The organism is Halalkalicoccus paucihalophilus (assembly GCF_001593955.1).
Lineage (GTDB): Archaea > Halobacteriota > Halobacteria > Halobacteriales > Halalkalicoccaceae > Halalkalicoccus > Halalkalicoccus paucihalophilus.
In genome coordinates this window covers 519039-543353 of sequence record NZ_LTAZ01000005.1, presented here as the reverse complement: position 1 = coordinate 543353, position 24315 = coordinate 519039, and the positions used below count along the sequence as shown (strand labels likewise).

22 protein-coding genes are annotated in these 24315 nt (G+C 65.7%); 5 read left to right on the top strand and 17 right to left on the bottom strand.

Annotation, left to right across the window (positions count from 1 at the left end):
* Window positions 1–71: 71 nt before the first annotated feature.
* The 10 genes from HAPAU_RS12310 to coaBC form a co-directional block, all read right to left on the bottom strand.
* Window positions 72–1928 carry a Na(+)/H(+) antiporter subunit D gene (locus tag HAPAU_RS12310; protein ID WP_066383031.1) on the bottom strand — a complete coding sequence of 619 codons (1857 nt, stop codon included), beginning with the start codon at window positions 1926–1928 and terminating at the stop codon, window positions 72–74.
* Window positions 1925–3706, bottom strand: coding sequence for a proton-conducting transporter transmembrane domain-containing protein (locus tag HAPAU_RS12305; protein ID WP_066383030.1), 1782 nt, complete (start codon window positions 3704–3706; stop codon window positions 1925–1927). The genes HAPAU_RS12310 and HAPAU_RS12305 overlap by 4 nt, the downstream gene beginning before the upstream one ends.
* Window positions 3699–5213, bottom strand: a complete 1515-nt coding sequence (locus tag HAPAU_RS12300) for a monovalent cation/H+ antiporter subunit D family protein (protein ID WP_066383028.1) — start codon at window positions 5211–5213, stop codon at window positions 3699–3701. Before HAPAU_RS12300 ends, HAPAU_RS12305 begins: the two co-directional genes overlap by 8 nt.
* Complete coding sequence (locus HAPAU_RS12295) at window positions 5206–5577, bottom strand: cation:proton antiporter subunit C (protein ID WP_066383026.1); 372 nt, start codon at window positions 5575–5577, stop codon at window positions 5206–5208. The genes HAPAU_RS12300 and HAPAU_RS12295 overlap by 8 nt, the downstream gene beginning before the upstream one ends.
* Window positions 5577–6092, bottom strand: coding sequence for an MnhB domain-containing protein (locus tag HAPAU_RS12290; protein WP_066383025.1), 516 nt, complete (start codon window positions 6090–6092; stop codon window positions 5577–5579). Before HAPAU_RS12290 ends, HAPAU_RS12295 begins: the two co-directional genes overlap by 1 nt.
* A 55-nt stretch (window positions 6093–6147) precedes the next feature.
* Entirely contained in the window at window positions 6148–6687 is a 540-nt protein-coding gene (locus HAPAU_RS12285; protein WP_066383023.1) for a DUF4040 domain-containing protein, read from the bottom strand.
* Window positions 6684–6998, bottom strand: a complete 315-nt coding sequence (gene mnhG, locus HAPAU_RS12280; protein WP_066383021.1) for a monovalent cation/H(+) antiporter subunit G — start codon at window positions 6996–6998, stop codon at window positions 6684–6686. Before mnhG ends, HAPAU_RS12285 begins: the two co-directional genes overlap by 4 nt.
* A complete protein-coding gene (locus tag HAPAU_RS12275) occupies window positions 6995–7270 on the bottom strand; it encodes a cation:proton antiporter (RefSeq protein WP_066383019.1) in 276 nt (91 codons plus the stop codon). Before HAPAU_RS12275 ends, mnhG begins: the two co-directional genes overlap by 4 nt.
* Window positions 7267–8298 carry a monovalent cation/H+ antiporter subunit E gene (locus HAPAU_RS12270; RefSeq protein ID WP_066383017.1) on the bottom strand — a complete coding sequence of 344 codons (1032 nt, stop codon included), beginning with the start codon at window positions 8296–8298 and terminating at the stop codon, window positions 7267–7269. Before HAPAU_RS12270 ends, HAPAU_RS12275 begins: the two co-directional genes overlap by 4 nt.
* A 90-nt stretch (window positions 8299–8388) precedes the next feature.
* Complete coding sequence (gene coaBC, locus HAPAU_RS12265) at window positions 8389–9597, bottom strand: bifunctional phosphopantothenoylcysteine decarboxylase/phosphopantothenate--cysteine ligase CoaBC (RefSeq protein ID WP_066383014.1); 1209 nt, start codon at window positions 9595–9597, stop codon at window positions 8389–8391.
* A gap of 169 nt (window positions 9598–9766) precedes the next feature.
* Between coaBC and HAPAU_RS19700 the strand changes: the two genes are divergently transcribed.
* On the top strand, window positions 9767–10936 hold the full coding sequence (locus tag HAPAU_RS19700) for a thermonuclease family protein (protein WP_084383707.1): 1170 nt from the start codon (window positions 9767–9769) through the stop codon (window positions 10934–10936).
* Between the two features lie 4 nt (window positions 10937–10940).
* On the opposite strand, the gene HAPAU_RS12255 is transcribed toward HAPAU_RS19700, so the two are convergent.
* On the bottom strand, window positions 10941–11678 hold the full coding sequence (locus HAPAU_RS12255; RefSeq protein ID WP_066383012.1) for an NAD(P)/FAD-dependent oxidoreductase: 738 nt from the start codon (window positions 11676–11678) through the stop codon (window positions 10941–10943).
* Window positions 11679–11809: 131 nt separating this feature from the next.
* Between HAPAU_RS12255 and HAPAU_RS12250 the strand changes: the two genes are divergently transcribed.
* Both HAPAU_RS12250 and trkA read left to right on the top strand, forming a co-directional pair.
* Window positions 11810–12340, top strand: coding sequence for a type II toxin-antitoxin system RatA family toxin (locus tag HAPAU_RS12250; protein WP_066383010.1), 531 nt, complete (start codon window positions 11810–11812; stop codon window positions 12338–12340).
* A 60-nt stretch (window positions 12341–12400) separates the two neighbouring features.
* The gene (gene trkA / locus HAPAU_RS12245) at window positions 12401–13738 is read left to right on the top strand and encodes a Trk system potassium transporter TrkA (protein WP_066383009.1); all 1338 of its coding nucleotides are present in this window, start codon (window positions 12401–12403) and stop codon (window positions 13736–13738) included.
* Here the strand turns inward: trkA and HAPAU_RS12240 are convergent.
* From HAPAU_RS12240 to HAPAU_RS12225, 4 genes are all read right to left on the bottom strand, one after another.
* Complete coding sequence (locus HAPAU_RS12240) at window positions 13733–15229, bottom strand: TrkH family potassium uptake protein (protein WP_066383008.1); 1497 nt, start codon at window positions 15227–15229, stop codon at window positions 13733–13735. The genes trkA and HAPAU_RS12240 overlap by 6 nt on opposite strands.
* 79 nt (window positions 15230–15308) lie before the next feature.
* Entirely contained in the window at window positions 15309–16100 is a 792-nt protein-coding gene (locus HAPAU_RS12235) for a halocyanin domain-containing protein (protein ID WP_066383007.1), read from the bottom strand.
* Window positions 16101–16151: 51 nt separating this feature from the next.
* Window positions 16152–17210 carry a M42 family metallopeptidase gene (locus HAPAU_RS12230; RefSeq protein ID WP_066383005.1) on the bottom strand — a complete coding sequence of 353 codons (1059 nt, stop codon included), beginning with the start codon at window positions 17208–17210 and terminating at the stop codon, window positions 16152–16154.
* A gap of 463 nt (window positions 17211–17673) precedes the next feature.
* Window positions 17674–18738 carry a polyprenyl synthetase family protein gene (locus tag HAPAU_RS12225; protein WP_066383003.1) on the bottom strand — a complete coding sequence of 355 codons (1065 nt, stop codon included), beginning with the start codon at window positions 18736–18738 and terminating at the stop codon, window positions 17674–17676.
* A 114-nt stretch (window positions 18739–18852) separates the two neighbouring features.
* Between HAPAU_RS12225 and HAPAU_RS12220 the strand changes: the two genes are divergently transcribed.
* On the top strand, window positions 18853–19107 hold the full coding sequence (locus HAPAU_RS12220; RefSeq protein ID WP_066383002.1) for an MTH865 family protein: 255 nt from the start codon (window positions 18853–18855) through the stop codon (window positions 19105–19107).
* A 168-nt stretch (window positions 19108–19275) separates the two neighbouring features.
* The gene (locus HAPAU_RS12215) at window positions 19276–19668 is read left to right on the top strand and encodes a DUF7344 domain-containing protein (RefSeq protein ID WP_066383000.1); all 393 of its coding nucleotides are present in this window, start codon (window positions 19276–19278) and stop codon (window positions 19666–19668) included.
* A gap of 24 nt (window positions 19669–19692) precedes the next feature.
* Here HAPAU_RS12215 and gyrA read toward each other — a convergent pair whose 3' ends face one another.
* Complete coding sequence (gene gyrA / locus HAPAU_RS12210) at window positions 19693–22134, bottom strand: DNA gyrase subunit A (protein WP_066382997.1); 2442 nt, start codon at window positions 22132–22134, stop codon at window positions 19693–19695.
* 237 nt (window positions 22135–22371) lie between these two features.
* A complete protein-coding gene (gyrB, locus tag HAPAU_RS12205; protein ID WP_066382995.1) occupies window positions 22372–24279 on the bottom strand; it encodes a DNA topoisomerase (ATP-hydrolyzing) subunit B in 1908 nt (635 codons plus the stop codon).
* Window positions 24280–24315 lie beyond the last annotated feature (36 nt).

Sequence of the window (24315 nt, the reverse complement as noted above, 5' to 3'; positions counted from 1 at the left end):
AGTCGCTCCGCGATTTTGGTACGGTTCGAGCGAACGTAGTGAGCAAGGACTCGCAGCAAAAAAGTGCGCCTTCAGAGGAAGACCAGCACGAACAGCACGACCGTGAGCGCCAGCACGATCAGCATGATCGTCCCGCCGATGGTCGTCCGCAAGTAGAGCCGCGAGGGTTCGCTCGCGGTTTGCGTCGGTTCCCTCGGGCTCTCGCCGCCGTCGAACCGTCGATCGGAGGAGGCCCTCGACCCGCCGTCGGCGGGGCTGTGTTCGCCGACGAGCCACGCCGGGAGTCGGCGGGTGACCCGACCGACCGCCAGCACGGGGTTGTTGCCGACCCAGTAGCACGCCCGGACGAACGCCACTCCTCCCCGATCGACCGCGGCGAACGTCCCCGTGATCGCGAGCATGCTCACCCGACCGGTGTAGAAGACCAGCGGGTTGAGGATCCGATCCACGTCGGGGACGTGCCCGAGCGCCGAGAGCGGTTTCCTGATGATCGCAAAGCCGATCAGCGAGACGGCCACCAGCAACGCGGAGTCGGTCAGGTGACCCGGACTGTAGGGATGCAGGTCGAGCCCCGACGAGAACGGCAGGATGTCGACGAACGCCGGCCAGAAGACCCCGACCCCGAGACAGACGAGACCGACCGAGAGCATCCCCGCCGTCTGGCCGGGTTTGGCGTCCCTCACGTCGGTCGTCGCCGGCCCGTGGAGGAAGGCGTAGTAGCCCAGTTTGACGAACGACAGCAGGGTGCCGACCGCCCCGGCCATGAGCAGCCAGTACAGTGCCTCGTACTCGGGCGCGCCGTAGTAGTGCGGGTCGGCGGCGTCGAGGATCATCCCCTTGCTGATAAAACCGTTGAAGCCCGGGATCGCTGTGATCGAGAGCGCCCCGAACAGGTAGCCAAGGGCCGTCAGTGGCATCTCGCGCCACAGCCCGCCCAGTTCGTAGAGGTCCTCCTCTCCCGTTCGATAGATGATGACGCCGACGGCCATGAACAGCAGCGCCTTGAAGAGGATGTTGTTGAACAGGTGGGCCATCGCGCCGGTGATCCCGATGGCGCTTCCGATCCCGATTCCCGCGACGATGTAGCCCAGCTGGGCCTGGATGTGGTAGGACAGCAGTGCGCGCATGTCGTGTTGGAGCAGCGCGAAGGTCGCCCCGTAGACCGCCATCAGCCCGCCCATGTAGGCGATGTAGAGATGGCCGTCGGGGAACGCCTGATAGAGGACGTATGCCGAGCTCTTCGTGGTGAACACCGAGAGGAACACCGATGCGGCGATGTGGGGGCGCTTGTAGGTGTCGGGCAGCCAGGTGTGCAGCCCGATGAAGGCACAGTTGACGCCGATCCCCAGCACCGCGAGTAGCGCGGGCGCGCCGGGGGCGATGCCGCCCTCGAGCGCGAGGCTGCCCGTCTCGACGTAGTGCCAGGCGACCGCCCAGATCAACAGTACGCCGCCGGTGCCGTGGGCGATGGCGTACCGAAAGCCCGCCCGCACGGCGTCGCCGCCGTAGGCCCAGACGACGACCGTGCTCGTGACGGCCATCAGCTCCCAGAAAAAGAGGAGGGTGAGCCAGTCGCCCGCGAAGATCACGCCCGCCACCGAGGCGATGTACGAGAGGACGAACGCCAGCGTCGTCCGCGGGAGGCCGCTGGAGGCGGCATAGGCGACCGCGGCGGTCCCGAGGAAGCCGAAACCCAGCCCCAGCAGTCTAGAGAAGTCGTCGGCGACAAACAACTGGGCGTCGAAGCCGAGGAAGAGCACCGAGAGGTACTCCCCGGGCGGCGTGAGCAGCGAGACGGCGAACAGGTAGATCGTCGCGAGCGCGCCGACGGCGTAGCCCGCCGTCCGGGGGACGACCGCCACGACGAGGGCCGCCAGGACGATCGGAACCGCGGGCGGGACGCTCGTGAGCAGGTCGACGGGGCTCATGGGACCACCACCCCGGTGACCGTCTCGACGATGTAGACGGCCAGATCGAAGAACACCGCCTGCCCCGGGACGACCCCGAGGACGATCGCGCCGGTCGCGATCAGCCCGATGGGGACGAGCATCAGCCAGGTGCTTTCGGCCCAGGGTCGCCGGCGCTCCCAGCCCTCGGCGGGCGGCCCGCCGCCGTGGTGGTCGTCGTGCTCATGCTCGTGATCGTCCGCGTCCGCGCCGGCGTGGTCGCTCGGGAACCGGTCGACCGCGTAGCCGGTTTCGTGTTCGGGGTCCTCGATCCGCTTACCCCCGTCCGTGAGCCGCCCCACGCTAACGCCGTAGGACTCGGGTTTTCCGCCCATCGGGAACTCGAGTAAGGGTTTTGCGTCGTGGTCGTTTTCGCTCTCGAAGTAGGCCGTATAGACGATCGGCCAGAAGTACGCGATGTTGAGCAAGCCACTGACGATCAGCGAGCCCGAGAATATCGTCCCCATCAGTGGGCTCATCGTCGCACCCTCGGCCCCGATGACGCCGATGCCGCCGGCGCCGAGCCCCCCGATCAGCATGTAGTACTTGCTGACGAAGCCCGCGATCAGCGGGATGCCGGCCATACCCGCCGCCCCGATCGTGAAGGCGGCCATCGTAAAGGGCATCCGCTTGCCGATGCCCGCCATCTCGCTGATGTAGTCGGTGTGGGTCTCGACGTGGATCGCGCCCGCACAGAAGAACAGCGTGAGCTTCCCGAAGGCGTGGGCGGGGATGTGAAAGAGCCCACCGAGAATCGCGTACGGATGGAGCATCGAGAGGCCCAGCACGATATACGAGAGCTGTGCGGTCGTCGAGTAGGCGAGCCGACGTTTCAGGTGGTCCTTTCGCAGCGCGATGATCGAGGCCGCAGTCAGGGTGAACGCCGCGACGATCGCCAGTGGAATATGCACCCCGAGGTCCGCGGCGAGGTCGGGCCCGTAGACGTCGAGGATCACCCGCGAGATGCCAAAGGCACCCGATTTGACGACCGCCACCGCGTGTAACAGCCCGGAGACGGGCGTGGGCGCGACCATCGCGTCGGCGAGCCACGAGTGGATCGGCATGAGCGCGGCCTTCACGCCGAAGCCCGTCACCAGCAGGCCGAACGCGAGGCGGGCGAACCACGGATCCGCACCGGCCGCTTCGGCGAGCGCGGGAATGCCGCCCGCTGCGAAGTCGACGGTGCCGGCCAGCTGAAAGACCAGCACCGTGCCCGCCAGCACGAGCACGCCGCCGCCGAAGAAGGTGTACGCGAGGTACTTCCGGCCGGCGATGCGGGCCTCCGCGTCCTCGTCGTGGGCCACCAGCGGGTAGGTCGACACCGATAGCAGCTCGTAGAAGACGAAGATCGTCACGAGGTTCTGGGCGAAGGCGATGCCGAGCGCCGTCGAGAGGCTCATCGCGAACGCGGCGAAAAACCGCGTCTGGTTGGGCTCGTCGAGCCCGCGCATGTAGCCTGTCGCATAGAAGGCGGTGAAGATCCAGAGGAACGAGGCGAGCAGGGCAAAGAGCATCCCCAGCGGGTCGGCCCGCAGGGCGAACTCGACGCCGGGGACGAAGGTACCGAGACTCCAGACGTAGACCGTTCCGTCCATTACGCCCGGCAGCATGCTGGCGACGATCCCGAACTTGGTGAGCGCGGCGATCACCGACCAGCTGTCTCTGACGTTGGGATAACGATGCGACGCGACGATCGCCCCCGCAGCGAGAAACGAGACGAGGACGGCCGCGAGCGGTCTGATACTAGCTACGTCAACCATTGAGAATCACCTCGATGAACGGACCGAGCAACGAATCGAAGGCACCCCCCGAAAAGCCGAGCGCGACGGCCAACAGTGCCGCGAGCACCGTCACGCCGAGCATTCCCGCCGAGACAGCACCCGGCGTCGGGTCGTTTCCGCTTCCGTCGGTCGCGAGCGAGCCCTCGGGCGCGCCGCCCCGTGTGGGAGCGGGCGTGAAGTACATCCTCTCCAGCAGACGGGCGATGTATCCGAGGGTCAACATCGTGCTCAGAAGGACCACCACGGCGACGGGCCAGATGCCCGCCTCGATCGCGCCGACCGCGATGAACCACTTGCCAAGAAAGCCGATCGACGGCGGAACGCCGACCAGGGCGAGGCCGAGCACCGCGAGACTGCCCGCCATGAACGGCATCCGTTTCGCGAGGCCGGCGTACTCCTTGACGGTGCGCGCGCCGGTCCCCGCGGCGATCGTTCCGACCGCGAGGAACAGCCCGCCCTTCATGATCGCGTGGCCGATCAGGTGGACGAGCGCACCGAGCAGCGCGGTGTCGTTCATCAGCCCGTAAGCGAGCACCACGAGGCCGAACTGCGAGACCGACGAGTACGCGAGCATCCGCTTGACCCGTCTCTGCATCACGGCCAGCGCGCTCCCCGCGAGGACGCTGATCGACCCGACCGTGACGACGATCTCGCTCGCGTGGGGGATCGAGACGAGGAACTCGACGGTGAACACCGTGTAGACCAGTCGAAACAGCGCGTACGCCGAGACCGTCGAGACGAGCGCCGCGATCAGCGGCGTCGCGCCGTCGGGCGCACGCTGGTAGGCGTCTGGCTGCCACGTATGGAGGGGAAACAGCGCGATCTTGATCGCGAAGCCAACGAAGACGAAGGCGAACGCGGTCAGGATCAGCGGGTTCCCGTAGCCCGCCTGCTGTGGGATCGCCGTGGCCAGATCGATCATGTTCAGCGTGCCCGTCGCGACGAACAGGAAGCCGACGCCGATCAGGTACATCGAAGCCCCGACGGTCCCGATGATCAGGTACTTGAGCGCGGCGATCGCCGACTCGCCCGATTTCCCTTTGGCGATCAGCGCGTAGGTCGTCAGTCCCGTAATCTCGAGGAAGACGAACATGTTGAAGACGTCACCCGTCAGCGAGAGTCCGAGGAGACCGCCCAGCAACAGGAGGTACGCGCTGTAGAAGCTGTTCCCGCGCGGGCCGCCCCGGCGGGTGTACGCGAGCACGCCCATCGAGATTCCGGTGGCGAGGACGACGAAGGGCGCCGAGAGCCGGTCGGCGACGAGTTCGATCCCGATCGGTCGGGGGAAGCCACCGAGCTGGTGGATCACTGCCTCGCCCGTCGTGAAGATGACGAGCGCGAGCCAGAGCGCCATCGCGAACGCCGCCGTCGTCGTCAGCGCGGCGACCGTCCATCCCACCCGCTCGTAGCGCAGCCCGACGAGGAGCGGCAGGGTCGCCACGAGGATCGGCAGAACGATCAGCAGTGCCGGGACGTTCTCAATCATCCGACCGCACCTCCCGGAGGACGTCCTCGCGAAGCGTGCCGTACTCGGTGTAGATCCGGACGATCAGCGCGAGCCCGACCGCCGTGAGCGCGACCCCGACGACGATGGCGGTCAGCACGATCACGTGGGGCAGCGGGCTCACGATCACCTCTGTCGGCCCCGCCGAATCCTTCGGTACGACCGGCACCGCACCGCCCTCGACGTAGGCCGACGCGACGAAGAACAGGAAGATCGCCGTCTGGAAGAGGTTGACCCCGATGACCTTCTTGACGAGGTTCTGACTGGCGATCACCATGTAGAGGCCCACCGACAGCAGGACGATGAACGCGACGTAGGCGTATCGCGTCGCGAGCAGTTCGAGCATCACTCCTCGCCCTCCGTTCGGCCGGTTCGGGGCCGGTCGTCCCTCTGCGTCTCGATCCGCTCGTCGGACGGTGCGAACGCGTCGGCGGTGAAGCCGGCGGCCGTCGCGAAGAACAGCCCGATCACGGTGCCCGAAACGATCGCGGCGATCCCGAGGATCTCGATGCCCTCGATACCGTACCGGGAGGGGTGGTGGATCGGCAACAGCTCGTACTGGAGGAACGCGCCCCCAAGAAGCATCGACGCCAGCCCGATCGCGCCGAAGGCCAGCACGCCGCCGGCGATCAGTCCCGTGACGACGCGGTTATCGAGCCACTCGCGGGTGGGTTCGATCCCGAAGGCGAAGGCGAGCATCAGGACGACGACGCCGATGACCGCCCCGCCCTGGAAGCCCCCGCCCGGCGCGTCGGCCCCGTGGAAGGTGATGAACAGGCCGTATGTCAGCACGAACGGCGTGACTATCTTGACCGTCGACATGATCACCTGACTCTCGGTGTAGGAATCGCCGGCACTCATCGGAGCCACCTCCGGTGGCAAGTGTGTGTAGCGAGCGGCTTCGCCGCGAGCGAACTCATGCGAACACCTCCCGGTCGAGGACCAACAGGACGGCGACGGCGGCGCCGAAGACGACGACCGCCTCGCCGAAGGTATCGAACCCACGATACGCGGCGAGCACCGCCGCGACGGTGTTCTGGACGCCGGTCTCGGCGTAGGTGTTTTCGAGGTAGTACTGGGTGACCTCGGGGTTCGACCACACCGGCGCGCTCTCGGCGCCGATCGCCGGGATCGCCGGCAGGACGGCCGCCCCGAAGACGAGCGCGAACGCGCCGACCGTGAGGACGGCGGGGACGTTGACCGACTCGAACAGCGCGTCGGTCGACGGGCGTACCGTCTTGGCGATCGTCAGAAGCAGGAGGATCGTCGTGACGCCGGCGCTGATTGCGGCTTCGGTCATGGCGACGTCGGGCGCGAGCAACACGGTATAGATGATCGCCATCCCCAGGCTGTAGGCCCCGAAGACGATGATCGCCGAGAGCACGTCCCGGAACAGCGCCGTCGCGAGCGCCGTCACCAGCACGAAGGCGATCAACGCGACCTCCAGCGGCGTCATGGCTCGTCCTCCCGCCAGGGTTCGACCCCGGACTCGTAGGCCGCCCGCGCGACCGCGTGGGCCGCCGTCGGGTTGGTGATGAAGATGAAGAACAACAACAGCACGGTGATCACGGTCGTCGGCTGCCAGCCGAACGCGAGTGCGACCGCCGCGAGCGCGAACCCGGCCCCGAGGGTGTCAGCCTGCGAGGCGGTGTGGGCGCGCGTATAGACGTCCGGAAGGCGGAGCACGCCCGTCGTCGAGACGAACGTAAAGAAGACGCCGCCGGCGATCAGCACGACGATCGCGCCGACTCTGAGGCGCTCGATCATATGATCCCCCCGCGTTCGACGGTGAACTTCGAGATGGCGATCGTCACCAGGAAGTTGAGCAGCGCATAGATGAGCGCGATGTCGAGGAACCACGGCTGATCGAGTCCCGCCGCAAGCAGCGCGAGGATCACCACGGTGTTGGTTCCCAGCACGTTGACCGCGAGGACGCGATCCTGCATTGTCGGTCCCTTGATCGCGCGATAGAGCAGCGCGATCGCGAGGACCACGAAGATCGCCGCCGCGCCGAGGAAGACGTCGGAGAGGAGGCTCACGACTCCTCACCCCGTATGATCTCGGTGTCGCCGCGCTCCTCGGGGCTCGCGATGCTCGTGGCGCTTCGCCCGAAGAAGACGAACCGGATACCCCGTTCGAGGCCGCCGGCGAACAGCCCCTCGCGGGCGTCGGGAATCAGCGCGTGGATGATCAGTTCCTGGTCGTCGGCCCGCACCGTCAGCGTCCCCGGCGTGAGCGTGATGCTGTTTGCGAGCGAGGTCAGCGGCAGGCCGCCGGGAACCGCGACCCGAACGCGGGTCATGCGCGGCTCGATCGGCATCGACGGCCGGAGGATGACGGCCGCGACCTGCAGGTTTGCCTTGACGATCTCGTAGAGGAGATACGGGACGTACACGACGAAAAACCGGAGCGTCCGAAGCGTCGATCGAACCGCTTGGGGTGGCTTCGGAAACGTGACATGCGAGAGCGTGAGAGCGACGATCAGACCGGTCACCGCGCCCGTCACGAGGTCGAACCAGTAGGTCGGGTCCCCGAGGACGAGGTAGAAGCCGACGGAGACGAGAAACAGCGCGAGAAAACGGCTCGCGCCGCCGCCGGTGACGAACTGCGCTCGACGGGTGCGACGCTCGACCGGCGCCTCCTCGTAGGCGATGTCCTGCTCGTCGAGACGGTGTTCGATCGGCCGGAGCATCGGCGCGCTCGCGCCGGGACGATACTCCGGGTCGAGGATCACGCGATCGATGCCGGTTTCGTGGACGTACTCGACGATGGTGTCGGCGTAATCGCGCGGGCTGAACAGGTAGCGATCCGTCCCGATGGCGGCGGTCTCGACAGTCATCGACTCGCCCCCGTCCTCGTCGACCCACGCCCGGACGCGGTCGAGCAACCCCTCGGCGTCCTCGACCGCCCGTCGGCCGGTCGGCGTCCGTTCGTCGTTGGTCACCGCGGCGACGAAGTGCAGTTCGACGGCCCCCGCGCTATCGAGCGCCGATTCGACGGCGTAGCCGACGGTGCGCCGGAGCGTCACGGACTGCTCGATCGGTACGAGAACCCGCTCAGTCGCCACGAACGACCCCTCCTGGTGGTACGGATACTCTACTCATGGCTGGGGTCCATGCTACTCGCATCAAGCGTTACACGTAGGAAAACGATTTCGTTATTCCTCGCGACAGTTCTCCCTGACGAGGACGCCCGCGAGTTCGCTCGCGACCGCCTCGCCGATCTCGGCTTTCGTCCCGCGGTGTTCCGCGACGTCGTCCCCGACGAACAGCGTGCGGGTCTCCTCTTCGCCCATCACGCTCGCGTCGTTGGCGACGACGAAGCTCATACCGACCCGATCCGCGATTTCGCGGGCGGCCTCGACCATGGCCTCGTCGTCGCCGCTCGTCTCGGTCTTGAACCCGACGATCGGTAACTCGGGGTTCGCCTCCCGGACCGCGTCGACCACCTTCGGGCTCGGGAGCAGGTCGAGCGAGAGGTCCTCGCCCGAGCGGATCTTCTCGTCCTCGGGCTCGATCGTGTAGTCACTGATCGCCGCGACCGAGACGTACGCGTCGGCCTTCGCGGCCGCCGAGAGTGCTGCCTCGGAGAGTTCGGCGCTGCTCTCAACGCTTTCGACCTCGGCGTAGGTCGCCGGATCGCACTCCTCGCCCGCCTCGACCGGGTGCGGGCCGACGAGCGCGTGGATCAGCGTCACCTCGGCCCCGGCGACGTAGCAGGCACGGGCGACCGCTCGCCCCGTCTTGCCCGACGACCGGTTGGTCAACACGCGCACGGGGTCGATCGACTCGGCGGTCGCCCCGGCGCTCACGACGATTCGCTCGCCCGACAGCGGTGAGGGTCCCGCCGCCTGCGCGCTCGCAAGCGCGATGGCGTCGGTGGTGGCGATCTTGGCCTTCCCCTCCTCGATACGGGGGGAAACGAACGAAACGCCCCATTCCTCGACGCACTCGATCGCATCGAGCACCCCGGGGTGGTCGTACATCGGCTCGTGCATCGCGGGCGCGATCACGACCGGCAGGTCCGCACCGAGGGCGGTCGTCGCACACGTCGTGACGGGCGTGTCGTCGATCGCGCCCGCGATCTTTCCCACCGTGTTCGCCGTCGCGGGCGCGATCAACAGCACGTCGGCCCAGCCCTCCCGCCCGCAGAGGGCGACGTGTTCGACTCCTCCCGTTATTTCGGTGATCACCTCCTCGTCGGTGGCGAACTCGACGCTCCACGGGTGGACGATCCCTCTCGCGCTGTCGCTCATCACGGCCCTGACGTTCGCGCCGCGCCGGCGCAGTTCGTGGACGATTTCCACGACGTTGACCGCGGCGATCGATCCCGTGACGCCCAGCGCGACGTTCACTCCCGAGAGCATTCACTCGCCCTTCTCGATCCGAGGGGTTAAACGTGGCCGATCGTCGCTGAACTCCCCGTTCTCGTTCGTCGGCTCGCTGGTCGATTCCCGTCCGATCTCGTGTCGATCCGTTCTCTAGCTCAATCGTACTAGTCCAAACACTCACATAACGGATCGGTGAGGAGCGAGTATGGCCCGACGTTCCCGAGGACTGTTCATCGCCGTCGCCCTCTGTCTCGTCGTCGTGCTCGCCGGCTGTACCGGTGTGGGAACCGACGACCCCGGCTCCGGAGGCGGCGACCCGATCGACTCGAACGACAGCGACGACCTCGAAGGGACCGACGAGGAGTCCAACAGCGACGATGCGGCCGGCGACGACGGGAGCGAATCCGACTCGACCGACACCAGTGGTTCGGACGCCGAGAAACCGCCCGACGAGTCCGATTCCGTGGAGTCGAGCCCTGACGAACCGGTTTCAGAGGCGACAGAGGAATCGGACGGCTCCGATGGGGGCGATTCTACGGACGCGGGTAACGATTCGTCGAGCGGACCCGACGAGACCCCCGACGCCGACGGCGAACCGACCGACGGGTCCTCGGATTCGCCATCCGAGGAGGATACCGGTGACGACCCGTCGGGTTCCGAGGACGATTCCGAGGGGGACGGGACCGACACATCGGCGTCCGAACGCGGGCCGGCCGACGGCACGGAGTGGACGGTTTCGATCGAACGGGTGATCGACGGCGACACGATGGAGGTCCGGTTCCCGAACGGCGAGGTCGATACCATCCGACTGCTCGGGGTCGATACGCCCGAGACCTACGGCCAGAGCGACCCCGATGACTTCGAGGGGATCCCCGACACCGCTGCTGGGGCGGACTGGCTCGCCGAGTGGGGCGACCGCGCGACGGCGTACGCCACCGAGGAACTCGACGGGGAGGAGGTCCGCATCGCGGTCGACCCCGAGGCTGATCGACGCGGGTCGTTCGGCCGCCTGCTCGTCTACGTCTACACCGACGACGGGGACTCGTTCAACCGCGCGCTGATCGACGAGGGGCTGGCCCGGATGTACGACTCGCAGTTCACGGAACGGTCGGCGTACGCGAACGCCGAGGACGAGGCCCGAAACGAGGGAGTCGGCCTGTGGGGCTTCGAGGGAGAAACCCAAGAACCACCTGAGGAGGGTGGGGGGAACGACGAGGGCGGAACCGAGAGTCCGCCCGCCGGGACTGACGGCGACCTCGACTGTTCGGACTTCGAGACGCAGGCACAGGCCCAGGCGGTCCTCGACGACGACCCGAGTGATCCCCATCGCCTCGACGCCGACGGCGACGGGGTGGCCTGCGAGACGCTCCCCTGAGAGGTCACTCCTCGGCGAGGCTCGGATGCGGCGTCGGTTTCTCCCCGTAGGGCTCGGCGAACCACTCGCGCATGGTCTCGCGGCTCTCCGCCGCCCGGCGCTCGCGCTCCTCGGCGTCGATCTCCTCACAGCCCGGCGGGACCTCGCGTCCGCGGTCGGTGAAGTAGCCCTCGGGGACGACCCAGTCGTTGTAGAAGTGCAGGTCAGAATCGTGGATCAGCGTCAGGGCGACCTCCGCGCCGTGGCCCGCCGCGATCACCGCCTGGTGGTACCGACGGGCGATCCGCCCGGCGGCATACAGACCCTCGACTGCGGTGCGGCCCTCGTCGTCGATACCGATATACTGCTTGCTCCCCCGGCGGTCGAGGTCCACGTCGAGCGATTCGAGGTAGCTCGAATCCGACCACGAGGCCGCGATCACCCGATCGGCCCCGTGGACCGTGCCGTCCTCCGTGGCAGCCTCGAACCCGCCCTCGTCGCGGGTGATCTGCGTGACCCGTCCCTCTACGAACTCACAGCCGGTGCGTTCGGCCTGTGCGCGCGTCATGTCCACGAACAGCCGGGAATCGACGCCCGCGGGGAACCCGGGGTAGTTCTCGAGGTGGGCGTTGCGCCGCAGGATCGACTCTCCACCGTCGACGACCAGCGTCTCTAGTCCAGCGCGGGCGGTGAAGGTCCCCGCCGTGAGTCCGGCGACCCCGCCGCCGACGATCAGTACGTCCGTGTCCGCGTTCGATTCCATATCGAACGGGAACACGGACCTGGCCGTAAGGGTGTCTATCGCGGCGACTCACTCGACCGGACTTTCGAGGATGGGGTCGCCGATCAGCCCAGTATCCAAACACTTAGGGCGGGTTCGTCGCAACCCATCCTGTGGACGAAGTCGAACTGAGCACGGTCGTCTATCTGCCGCCCGAGGAGGTCTACGACTTCCTCATCGACTTTCCCCGGTACGCGAACTACTCGAAGTACCTCACCGACGTCCGCCAGCACGGCGACGGCTCGCCCGGCACCGAGTACGACCTCCGACTCGAGTGGTGGAAGCTCTCGTATACCGCGCGTTCGGAGGTCACGGAGGTCGATCCCCCCACGCGGATCGACTGGCGGATCGTCAAGGACATCCACGCCCGTGGCCACTGGCGCGTCGAGGAGGTGCCCGAAGAGGCCCCCGACGGCGAGGGGACGGCCTCTCGGGTCTATCTGCACATCGGGTTCGACCCCGACAGCGCCAGCCCGAGTATGCTCGACCTCCCGGCGTTCGTTTCGCTGGGATGGGTGATCGACAAGGTGAAACCGAAAGTCGAGGAGGAGGCAGAACGCATCGTCGAGCGGATCGTCGCCGACCTCGAGGGCGAACCCCGCGAGGTTGAACTGGAGATCCACCGGACGCCCGACTCGATCTGAAGGGAAATACCCATACCCGCCCGTCGCGAACCGGCGAGCAATGAGACGAGCGGTGGTTTCGTGCGCGTAATAGTCATCGGGGCCGGCGAGGTCGGCTCCTCGATCGCGGCGGACCTTTCGGAGAGCCACGAGGTCGTCGTCGTCGACGTCGATGGCGATCGCGTCGACGAACTCACGTATTCGATCGACGTACTGGCGATTCAGGGCGACGGCACGTCGATGCGAACGCTCGAAGAGGCGGGCATCGACGAGGCCGACCTCCTCATCGCGAGCACCGACAACGACGAGACCAACATCGTCGCCTGTAGTGCCGCCAAGGCCCTCGGCGAGGTCTTCACCATCGCCCGGGTGAAGAAACCCGACCTGCTCGATACGTGGAACCGCTCGGATCAGGCCTTCGGCGTCGATTTCATGGTCTGTACGGATCTGCTGTCGGCCCAAGCGATCGTCACCATCGTCGGACTGCCCGCCGCCCGTGACGCCGACCCCTTCGCCGGGGGAACCGTCCAGATGGCGGAGTTCGAGATCCCCGAAGACAGCTCGGTGGCCGGACAAACCGTACAGGAGGCCGACCGCTTCGATTCGCTGACGTTCGTCGGCCTGCTTCGGGGCGAGGACGTCGAGATCGCACGCGGCAACACCCCTCTTCTGGCGGGCGACTACGTCGTCGTGATCGGCAGCCCCGAGAGCGTCCAGCGCTTCGGAGCCGAACTCTCGCCCGAACAGACGCCGGGATCGGCCGAGGAGATCGTCATCGTCGGCGGCAGCGAGATCGGGTTTCAGGTCGCCCGGATGCTCGAAGAACAGGGCTTCGAACCCCGACTCATCGAGGAGGACCACGACCGGGCGCGCGACCTCGCCGAGCGGCTACCCAACACCGTCGTCATGGAGAGCGACGCGACCGACATCGAGTTCCTCTCACGTGAACACATCGACGAGGCGGACGTGGTGATCAGCGCGCTGACCCACGACGAGGCCAATCTGCTGATCTCGCTTCTGGCCAAACAGCTCGGGTCCTCCCGTGCCGTGGCGGTCGTCGAGCACGGCGCCTACGTTGACCTCTTCGAGTCGGTCGGCGTCGACGCGGCGGTCAACCCTCGGGAGATCACCGCAGAAGAGATCACCCGCTTCACCCATCAGGGCCGCGCGGAGAACATTTCGCTCATCCACAACGACCGGGCGGAGGTCCTCGAGATCGAGATCAACGAGAGGAGCGTTCTGGCGGGGCGAACGCTACAAGAGTCCATGGCCGACCTGCCGGAGGCGGCTGTCGTCGGCGCGATCACCCGCGGCGAGGAGTGTATCATCCCCCGAGGGGACACGCACATCGAGGTCGGCGATCACGTTATTGTCTTCGCGCGTACGGACGTGGCCGATGCCGTCGCCGCCGCGCTATGAGGTCCAGAACACCCTCGTAAAGAGGACGAGCACGGGGATCACCTCGATGCGGCCGATCCACATCAACACGATCATCACCAGTTTGGTCGTCACCGGAAATGCCTCGTAGGTGCCGAAGGGGCCGGCGATCCCGAACGCGGGGCCGATGTTGAGGAAGGTCGCCGCGGCCGCCCCCATCGCGTCGAACTCGCTCAGCGCGAGGCCCACACGCGCGCCGTCGACGACGACGAAGACCGTCGCCGCCGCGAACAACAGCAGGTTCACGAGCGTGAACGCGTAGATGTCCCGGATCGTCTCCTCGTCGATCACGCCGCCGCTCAGACGCACCGGTCTGATCGCCTCGGGGTGGATTGAGGTGAAGAGATCGCGGCGAAAGCCCTTGAGGACGACCAACCACCGCAGGGTCTTGATCGAGCAGGTAGTCGAACCGGCCATCCCGCCGATGAACATACAGACGAACATGACGTGTTTCGCGCCGGCCTCCCAGAGGTCGAAGTCGACGTTCGCGTAGCCGGTGGTCGTCATCATCGAGACGGTGTTGAAGACGGCGTGGCGCGCGGTCGCCTCCGTCCCCCCGGGGTAGGTACCGTCGAACACCAGCAAGACCGCCGTGAGGCCGCTCAACAGGGCGAGCAACGCGACGTAGAACCGGAACTCCTCGCTGTCAAGGAGCCTGCGCCAGTCCCCCTGCAGGGCGAAGTAGATGAGCACGAAGTTCGTCGCCCCGATGATCATAAAGAGGGTGATGGCCCACTGGGCGGCCGGCGAGAAGGCCATGATGCTGTCGGCCTCCGGCGAGAAACCTGCCGTCGAGACGGTCGTCAGCGGGTGGGCGACCGCGTTGTAGAGGTCCATGTTCGGGGCGAGACCGACGAGATGCAGTCCGTACAAAAGTGCCACGAGCGCGAGCGTCAGCCCGATGTAGAGTCCGCCGAGCAGTCGGGCGGTCTGGGCGATCCGCGGGGTGAGTTTGTTGACGTCGCGGGTCTGGGTTTCCGACTCCATGAGCTGTGCGCCACCGACGCCGATCTGCGAGAGGATCGCCGTCGCGAGGACGAGGATCCCGAGCCCGCCGAGCCACTGACTGACCTGGCGCCACATCATGATCGAGCGAGAATGGGTTTCGAACTCCAGCAGGACGGTCGCGCCGGTGGTCGTGACGCCGCTCATTGACTCGAACAGCGCGTTCACCGGGTGGGCGATCGACCCGGTTCCCGCGAGAACGAAGGGGATCGCGCCGACGAGGGGGACGGCGAACCACGTCACCGCGACCATGAGAAACGCCTCGCGCGGCCCGAGACGGCCCTCGTGGCCCGCGCGGACGAGCGCCTCGCCGACGAGGATCGAGACCGCGATCGTCACGAGAAACGGGAAAAGCGACTCGCCGTAGTAGACCGCGATCAGGAGGGGAAAGACGAGCGGAACGCTCAACCACTTGAGAACGGTTCCGACGAGGGTCGCGCTCACCCGCCAGTCGACGTTTCCCCTCATGGGGTATCACGACCTGCGACCGGTCGTTGGTACACATCGTTACTGACCGAACCGGCGGCTTAAGCGGTTCGTTTGCGGGTCACTCGACGCGGTCGCCCTCGTAGTCGCCGCCATACTTCATGAACACGTAGGTGAGCCCGAGCGTCGAGCTAAGCGCGACGGTGAGTGCGACGGCGGCCGACTTCGCCGCGCCGGGCAACTGGACGCCCGCGGACTCCCCGCCGCCGCCGCCGCCGCTACCGCCGCTCTCGGTCGGTGCTGCGGTAGTCTCGATGTCCTCGCCGACCGCGACGCCGCCGTGCATCCCCTGTGCGGTGTGGGGAACACACTCGTATTCGAAGATCCCGCCCTCCTCGAAGGTGTACTCGAAAGTGAACCCGGCCTCGCCGCTGGTCTCGCTCTCGAACCCGAGGTCGCCGGTGTTGCTGACGTTGTGGCTCCCGCCCTCACCGGTCCACTCCCAGATCACGGTCGTGCCGGTGTCGATCCAGATGCCCGCCGGATCGAACGCGAGTCCGTCGCCGGCACCGACCTGGACGGTGGCCTCCGATTGCCCACGCAGGTCCTCGGTGCCGTCGAAGTTGTTCGCGTCCTGGACGAAACTCGACCAAGCGGGCACCTGATCGCCGCCACCGCCTCCGCCGCTTTCGTTCCCGCCACTCTCGTTCCCCTCGCCACCGCTTTCGTTTCCGCCGGTTTCGTTCCCGCCGCTTTCGTTCCCGCCGGTTTCGTTCCCGCCGCTTTCGTTCCCGCCCTCCTGTTGTGCGGCCGCTGTGCCACTCGCGGCGACCGCTGCCGCCCCGCCGATGGTCGCCTCGCGAATGAACCGTCGCCGCGAGAGGTCTCGGTCTCGGTCTCGGTCCTCGGTCATACGCGGGGGTTGGGAACGCGCCGTACTGAATATGTTGGTTTCGGCCGTCCGTCAGAGCCGGTAGTCGAACTCGCCGGTCTCGCTCCCGAGAAACGCGCTGAGAAGTCCGATCGTTGCCTCGATGTCCTCGACGTGGGCACTCTCGGTGACGGTATGCAGGTAGCGGGTGGGGATCGAGATCGCACCGACTGGCTTGGCCCCCGCGGAGGTCTGGAAGCCCGCAGTGTCGGTCCCACCGGCGGGCAGGACCTCGAACTGGTGGCTGATCCCCCGTTCCTCGGCGACCTCGGTGAGGCGTCTGTGGACCTTCGGGCTGGTGATCACGCTCGAATCCTTCAGTTTGATCGCGGCCCCCTCGCCGAGTTCGGTGACGTATTCGCGCTTCTCGAAACCCGGTACGTCGTTCGCGACGGTCGTATCCAGCGCGATCGCCAGATCCGGATCGAGATCCACCCCGAGCGCGTGAGCCCCTCGGAGGCCGACCTCCTCTTGAACCGTCGCAGCGAAGTGGACCGTCACCGCCGGGCTTTCGCTCCGCCGGGCGGCCTCGATCAGCGTGAAGACGCTGACCCGGTTGTCGATCGCCTTTCCCGTGACATGCTCGCCGACGATCTCCGTACCTTGATCCATCGTCACGAGATCGCCGGGAGAGACGCGTTCCTCGACGTCCTCGGCGTCGAGTCCGAGGTCGATGCGCACGTCCTCGGTCTTCGGGGTCCGCTCTCGTTCCTCCTCGTCGAGCGTGTGCGGCGGCGGCGAGCCGATCACGCCGGACAGGTCGCCCGATTGGGTGTGAACCGTCACCCGCTGGGCTTTCAGCACGCGGGGATCGAACCCGCCTAACGGATCGACCGCGAGAAAGCCGTCGTCATCGACGTGTGTGACCATGAAGCCGATCTCGTCCATGTGGGCCGCGACGACCACCGAATAGTCCGAATCGCCCTCAAGGGTGCTGATCACGTTGCCCATCGCGTCGGTGCGGATCTCATCGACGTGCGGGGTCAGTTCTTCGCGGACGACCTCCCGCACTCGGTCTTCGTAGCCGGGGACCCCGCATGTTTCGCTCAGGCGCTTCAGTAGGTCGTACTCGAAGTCAGGTTCGACTGCCATACCGGATCCACGGCGCGGCGCGTATAAATCACGAGGGGACTGCTCTGGTTTTCGGTACGGTTCCCGTTTGGCATATACAACGAACCCTCATCTCGACAGCAGTAGAACTACCGCTCCGAGAACCCACAGGCACAGAGCGACATAGAACGCTAATCTCGGGTTGGTGAGCACGAACACTACTAAACAGAATCCGACAATGATATATGTCGCGATTATTTTCCAGTCGCGCATAATGGTCTCCGATGAGTGATCCATTAGCTCGAACTATCCAACTCTATATCTATTCATACTGCTGAAATAGATTCGGTTACCTCTCAGATGTTCATACCGGATGTTTCGTGTGAGGGTTGCGAGTGTGACATCCGTATCTAACCGACGATCTACTGCTGTGGCCGCGGTCGGATCCTCTATTTCCGAGGTGTAGAGACGGCTCCGCCATCTCTACCGAGCAAAGAGCTCCATTTCAGACGTCCCGGTCGATGACGAACTCGGTAAAAGAGGCCAGTTGCGTGGCCCGCTCCTCCTCTAGAGGTACCTTACGGAGGTGATCGCGGGCGCTCTCGGCGAAGGAAAGCGCACACTCGCGGGCGTACTCGACGCTGTCGGTCGATTGGAGGATCCCGATGGCGTCGAGGATCTCCTCGCGGGTGTTTTCGGGTTTGTGGAGGATCGACGAGAGGCGCTCGGCGCTCTCGGCGTCGGCCTCCGAGAGCGCGTGAATCACCATCAGGGTGCGTTTGCCCTCGCGGATGTCGTTGCCGAAGGCCTTGCCGAACTCGGTGGTGCCCTCAATGGTGCTCTCGATGTCGAGGATGTCGTCGCCGATCTGGAACGCGATGGACATGTCCTCGGCGTATTTGGCGATCTCGCGCTCGATCTCGGGCGACTGGTCGGTGAGGATCGCGGCCAGTCGGGCGACGATACGGCCCAGACAGCCCGTCTTGCACGCACACATCTCGAGGTACTCCGCCTCTGCGACCTCGGCCTCGCGGTTGCGGTGCCAGTAGATGTCCATCCCCTGACCCAGATGCGTGCGGTTGAGCTCGTCCATCAGCATCTCGTACATGGCGAGTTGGGTCCCGGAATCGAGGTCGGCGGGGTTCTTCCCGACGACTTTCAGGGGAAGGAAGTACATCGCGTTGCCCGCGTTGAGCGCGATGTCTTCGCCGTACTGGTGGTGTAAGGCGGGTTCCCCGCGTCGGATCCGCGCCTCGTCTTCCACGTCGTCGACGATGATGGTCCCGTTGTGGAGGATCTCGGGGATGCAGGCGTACGTGAGGTACTCGTGTGGGTCCGCCCCGAACCCGTCGATCAGGAGCAAGCAAACGACCGCTCGCCAGCGTTTTCCGCCGCGATCCAGCAGGTCCCAGACCGGATCCGACAGCGCCCGCTGGATCGCTTCCGGGTCGTACCGGTGGCTCGCCGGCCCGAACCATTCGGTGAGGTAGGCCTCGTCAACGGCGCGAGGGAGGAGTTCCTCGATCGCGCCGTCGACGACCGGCCGCCACTCGGTGAGGACGTCCCGCATACCGCGGAGGTGGCCCGGCGTGGTCAAAAAGCTTCAGTTTGCCGGACGAAACCCCTCACGTTAGTTATAATTGTTTCAGAACGTTTTTATCTCGTCGGCGAGCAGATACCCGCTATGGCAGACAAAGACGAGATCCGCTCGCAGCTCCACGACGCCTTCGAGGGCGCCGACTACCCAGTCAAAAACCAGATGGACCTCGTGCCCGCCCTCCCCAACGGCCCCGCGACGAAGTTCGAATCCGACGGCACGAGTTTCACTGCCATGGAGATCGCCACCCGTCTCTCGGGCCACCAGGAGTTCCCCTACGAGGACGTCGATTCCCTCGTCGACGACGTCATGGTCGGCCTCGAACAGGAGGACATAATCTAACGGCCCGTCGAGCCCCTCGTCGGGCGTTTTCCCCTCGTCCATCTCCTCTGACGGCTCGCCGAGGGGTGCGAAACGAGCGAAGCCGTATCACACACACATCGATATCTAGCAATACCACAACGATTTGGGTCGGTGTTTACCCGTCGTGGGTGTCTCGATAGAAACGAGATGACGGAGCGAAGCGCCGTATTTGATGCCGAAGCCGGACCGGATAGCCCGAACCTCGACGTGCGCCGTTCTCACCCGCCGATCGACCGTGTGTTCGACGTACTCGCCGCCCGCCGGCAGGTCGTCGACTGTCTCGCACGGAGAGGTGAGACGGTGGCGTTCGAATCGCTCGTCACGAGCGTGGCCGCCACTCGAATGGATATCGAACCGGTTGCCCTCTCGGAGGCCGACCGCGAATCAACGCGTCACGCGTTGCATCACTCGCATCTCCCGAAACTCGTCGACAAGGGGATCGTCGAGTTCGATCGGGAGACAGAAACCGTCGCTCCCGGTCCCCGGTTGGGGATCGTCGCGGCCAGCCTCGAAGCGGTCGAAGAGCTCACACCCCAGTAGGGCCACCTCCCGATCCGTTCGGTTTCAGGTGGCGTCGGGGATTACGTCGACGCTTGCGACGTGGTCGTCATCCGCGAGACGCATGACGATCACGCCCTTGGTGTTTCGCCCGACCCGTGAGACGTCGGCGGCGCGGATCCGCATGATCTGGGCGTCGTCGCTCATTACGATCAGGTCATCGTCCTCGCTTACCGATTCGACGGCCGCAACCGACCCGTTACGGTCTCCGGTTTTGATGTCGATCAGTCCTTTGCCGTAGCGCGACTGGGTGCGGTACTCCGAAAAGGAGGTCCGTTTCCCGTAGCCGTTTTCGGTGATCGTCAACAGGCTCCGACCCTCATCGGCCGTGACGAGGCCGACCACCGAGTCCGCGCCCTGAAGCTTGATCCCGTTGACCCCTCTGGCGGTACGCCCCATCGCGCGGGCCTCGCGCTCGGGGAATCGGATCGCCATCCCGTTTCGTGTGGCGATCAGGAGGTCCGTCGAGCCGTCGGTGACGGTGACGTCGACGAGTCGATCACCCTCCTCGAGCGAGGCGGCGATCAGCCCCGAGGATCGGACGCGCTCGAAGGACCCGGCTTCGGTTCGTTTGACGTAGCCGTTCTCGGTGACCATCGTCAGGAACTCCTCGTCGTCGAAGTCGTCGGTGTTCACGACGGCGGTGAGTTCCTCGTCGGGATCCAGATCGAGGATGTTGACCGCCGATTTGCCCCTCGCCGTCCGGCTCATCTCGGGGACGTCGAACCCGCGGATCTGGTAGGCCTTGCCGTGGTTCGTAAAGCAAAGCAGGTAGTCGTGGGTGTTCGCGCGGAACACCTTCGAGACGCGATCGCCCTCCTTCAGGTTCGCGCCGATGATCCCCTTGCCGCCCCGACCCTGGGGGTCGAACGCCGAGACGGGCATTCGTTTGACGTAGTCGTCCTCGGTGACGAGGATCAGCGACTCCTCCTCGGGGATGAGGTCCTCGTGGAGGACGGCGTCGCCGCCCTCGATGATGCTGGTCCTGCGGTCGTCGCCGTACTCCTCGCGGATCTCGCGTAGTTCCTCCTTGATGACCGAGAGGAGTTCGGACTCGTTCGCGAGGATGGTTTCGAGGCGCTCGATCTCCGCGGTGAGGTCGTCGTACTCCTCGTTGATCTCCTCGCGTTCGAGCGAGGTGAGGCTTCCGAGTTGCATCCGGACGATGTGTTCGGCCTGGGCCTCCGAGAAGTCGAACTCGCTGCTGAGAGCCTCCTTCGCGCCGTTTCTGTCCTCGGCCCCGCGGATCAGTTCGACGACGCTATCGACGTTGTCCAGGGCCTTCAGGCGCCCCTCAAGGATGTGTGCGCGGTCTTCCGCCTCTCCGAGGTCGTACTCGCTGCGCCGTCGGACGACGTCCTTTCGGTGCTCGACGTAGTGTTCGAGGGTCTCCTTTAAGTCGAGCACCTGGGGCTGGCCGTCGACCAGCGCGAGGTTGATCACGCCGAAAGTCCGTTCGAGGTGGTGCTCGAGGAGCTGGTTCTCGACGACGTCCGCGTTCGCGCCGCGCTTGAGGTCGATCGCGATGCGGATGCCGTCCCTGTCGGACTCGTCGCGCAGGTCGCTGATCCCCTCGATCGTGCCCTCGTTGACGTTCTCGGCGATGCGTTCGACGAGCCGGGACTTGTTCTGCTGGAAGGGTAACTCGGTGATGACGATCCGCTCGCGCTTGCCTGCCTGCTCGCGTTTGAACTCCGCGCGTACGCGGAGCCGACCGCGGCCCGTCGTGTACGCCGAGTGGATCGCCTCCCGGCCGACGATGTTCGCGCCCGTCGGGAAATCGGGCCCCTTGACGTGCTCCATCAGGTCCGGGATCGAACACCCCGGATCGTCGATCAGGTGGATCGTCGCGTCGATCACTTCTCGCAGGTTGTGGGGCGGGACGTTCGTACTCATCCCGACGGCGATTCCCGACGAGCCGTTCACGAGGAGGTTCGGGACGGCGGCGGGAAGGACCTCCGGCTCTTCGAGTCGGTCGTCGTAGTTGGCCGTGAAGTCCACGGTCTCCTTTTCGATGTCCGTCAGCAGCTCCTCGGAGATCGGGCTCATGCGCGCCTCGGTGTAGCGCATGGCCGCCGCGGGGTCACCGTCGACCGAACCGAAGTTGCCTTGTCCGTCGACGAGCGGGTAGCGCATCGAGAAGTCCTGGGACATGCGGACGAGCGTGTCGTAGATCGCGCTGTCGCCGTGGGGGTGATAATCACCCATCGTCTCGCCGACGATCGAGGAGGACTTGCGGTGAGCCGAGCGACTCGAGACGCCCATCTCGTGCATCGCGTAGAGGATGCGCCGGTGGACGGGTTTCAAGCCGTCCCGGACGTCCGGGAGTGCGCGGCCCGCGATGACGCTCATCGCATAGTCGATGTACGACTGTTCCATCTCGTCCTCGATTCGGACGGTGTCGATGCGTGCGGCGTCGATGGTCGGGCTCGGAACGTCAGAACTCATTGTGTGGGGTGTTCAGGGTGGGATGATCGCTGTGGATGTCGTTCGTGGTGTGGTACCGTGGTAGCGGTCCACGGCACGGTGGCCGGTGCGAGCGAAGCCGCCACTTCCGGCGGCTCCGCGAGCAGGGCGGGGAAGGGCTGGTCTTCCCGAAAGCGGCGCGTAATCGCGCGCCGCGCCCTGCTGTCCTGGTGGACATGCAAAGGGCGAGCAGCCGCTGCCAAGCGACTGGGAGGGCTTTCAGATGTCGACCCATTCGGCCTCCTTTGCGTGCTCCTGGATGAACTGTTTTCGCGGCTCGACGGCGTCGCCCATCAGCACCGAGAACATCCGGTCGGCTGCGGCGGCGTCCTCAACGGTAACCTGTTTGAGTACGCGGTTCTCGGGGTTCATCGTCGTGTCCCAGAGCTGCTCGGGGTTCATTTCGCCGAGCCCCTTGAAGCGCTGAATCCGGTCGGGCGAGCCGTGTTCGGCGATGATCTCCTCACGTTCGGCCTCCGTCATCGCCTCGCGGGTTTGTCCGCCGTATCGGAGGCGATAGAGCGGCGGCTGGGCGGCATAGACGTGGCCCGCCTCGATCAGCGGGCGCATGTGTCGGTAGAGCAGCGTCAGTAGCAGGGTACGGATGTGTGCCCCGTCGACGTCGGCGTCGGTCATGATGATGATCCGCCGGTAGCGCGCCTCGCTTATGTCGAACTCCTCGCCGACGCCCGCGCCGACGGCCGTGATCAGGTCGCGGATCTCGTTGTTCTCGAGGATTCGGTCGAGGCGGTGTTTCTCGACGTTGAGGATCTTCCCCTTCAGCGGGAGGATGGCCTGAAACTCCCGGGCGCGACCCTGCTTGGCGCTCCCGCCCGCCGAGTCGCCCTCGACGACGAACAGTTCCGCCTCGCTCGGATCACGGGTCTGACAGTCCGCGAGCTTGCCAGGCAGCGCCGTCGATTCGAGCGCCGACTTCCGGCGGGTGAGCTCCTCGGCCTGCTTTGCGGCTTTGCGCGCTTTTGCGGCCTCGACGGCCTTGCGGATGATCGCTTGTGCGGTGTCGGGGTGTTCCTCGAAGTACGTCGAGAGGCCCGCGTGCATGGCGCTCTCGACGATCCCTCGGACCTCCGAGTTGCCGAGTTTGGTCTTCGTCTGGCCCTCGAACTGCGGGTCGGGATGTTTGATCGAGATAACCGCAGTAAGACCCTCGCGGACATCCTCGCCGCGGAGGTTCTCGTCGATGTCATCGAGCAGTCCCTGCTCGTTGGCGTAGTCGTTGACGATGCGCGTGAGCGCGGTCTTGAAGCCGGTCAGGTGCGTCCCCCCTTCGCGTGTGTTGATGTTGTTCGCGAAGGCGTGAATCGATCCCTGTAGCTCGTCGGTGGCCTGCATCGCCACCTCGATCTGGATGTTTTGCTCCTCGTCGGCCAGATAGAGGACGTCGTCGTGAAGCGGGGTGCGCGTCTCGTTGAGGTATTCGACGAACTCGCGGATCCCGCCGTCGTACTGGAAGGTCGATTCGCTTCCGTCGCGCTCGTCGGTGAGCGTGATCGCAACGCCGGGGTTGAGGAAGGCGAGCTCTCGAATGCGCGTTTCGAGCGTCGAGGCGTCGAACTCGCCGCTCTCGAATATCTCGTCGTCGGGCCAGAACCGGACCGTGGTCCCCGTCTCCTCGTCCCCTTCGAGATCGCGTACCCGCTCGATGTCTCCCTCTGGCGCGCCGTGGTCGAAGCGGTGGTGCCAGACCGCACCGTCCCGTTTGACCTCGACCTCAAGCCACTTCGAGAGGGCGTTGACCACCGAGACACCGACGCCGTGGAGGCCGCCCGAGACCTGATAGGACTTCGAGTCGAACTTCCCGCCGGCGTGAAGCACGGTCATGATCACCTCCAGTGCGGGTCGGTCGTACTCGGCGTGGGTATCGACCGGGATTCCCCGACCGTCGTCGGAGACGCTCACCGAGTCGTCATCATGGATCGTCACCCCGATGGTGTCACAGTACCCTGCGAGCGCCTCGTCGATCGCGTTGTCGACGACCTCGTAGACGAGGTGGTGCAACCCTCTAGAATCGGTAGAACCGATATACATCGCCGGACGGGTGCGAACGGCTTCGAGCCCCTCTAGCACCTGGATTTGGCCGGCTCCGTACTCACTCTGCTCGGACATAAAATCTGTTTAGGGCTTGGCACTCCGTAGTGATTA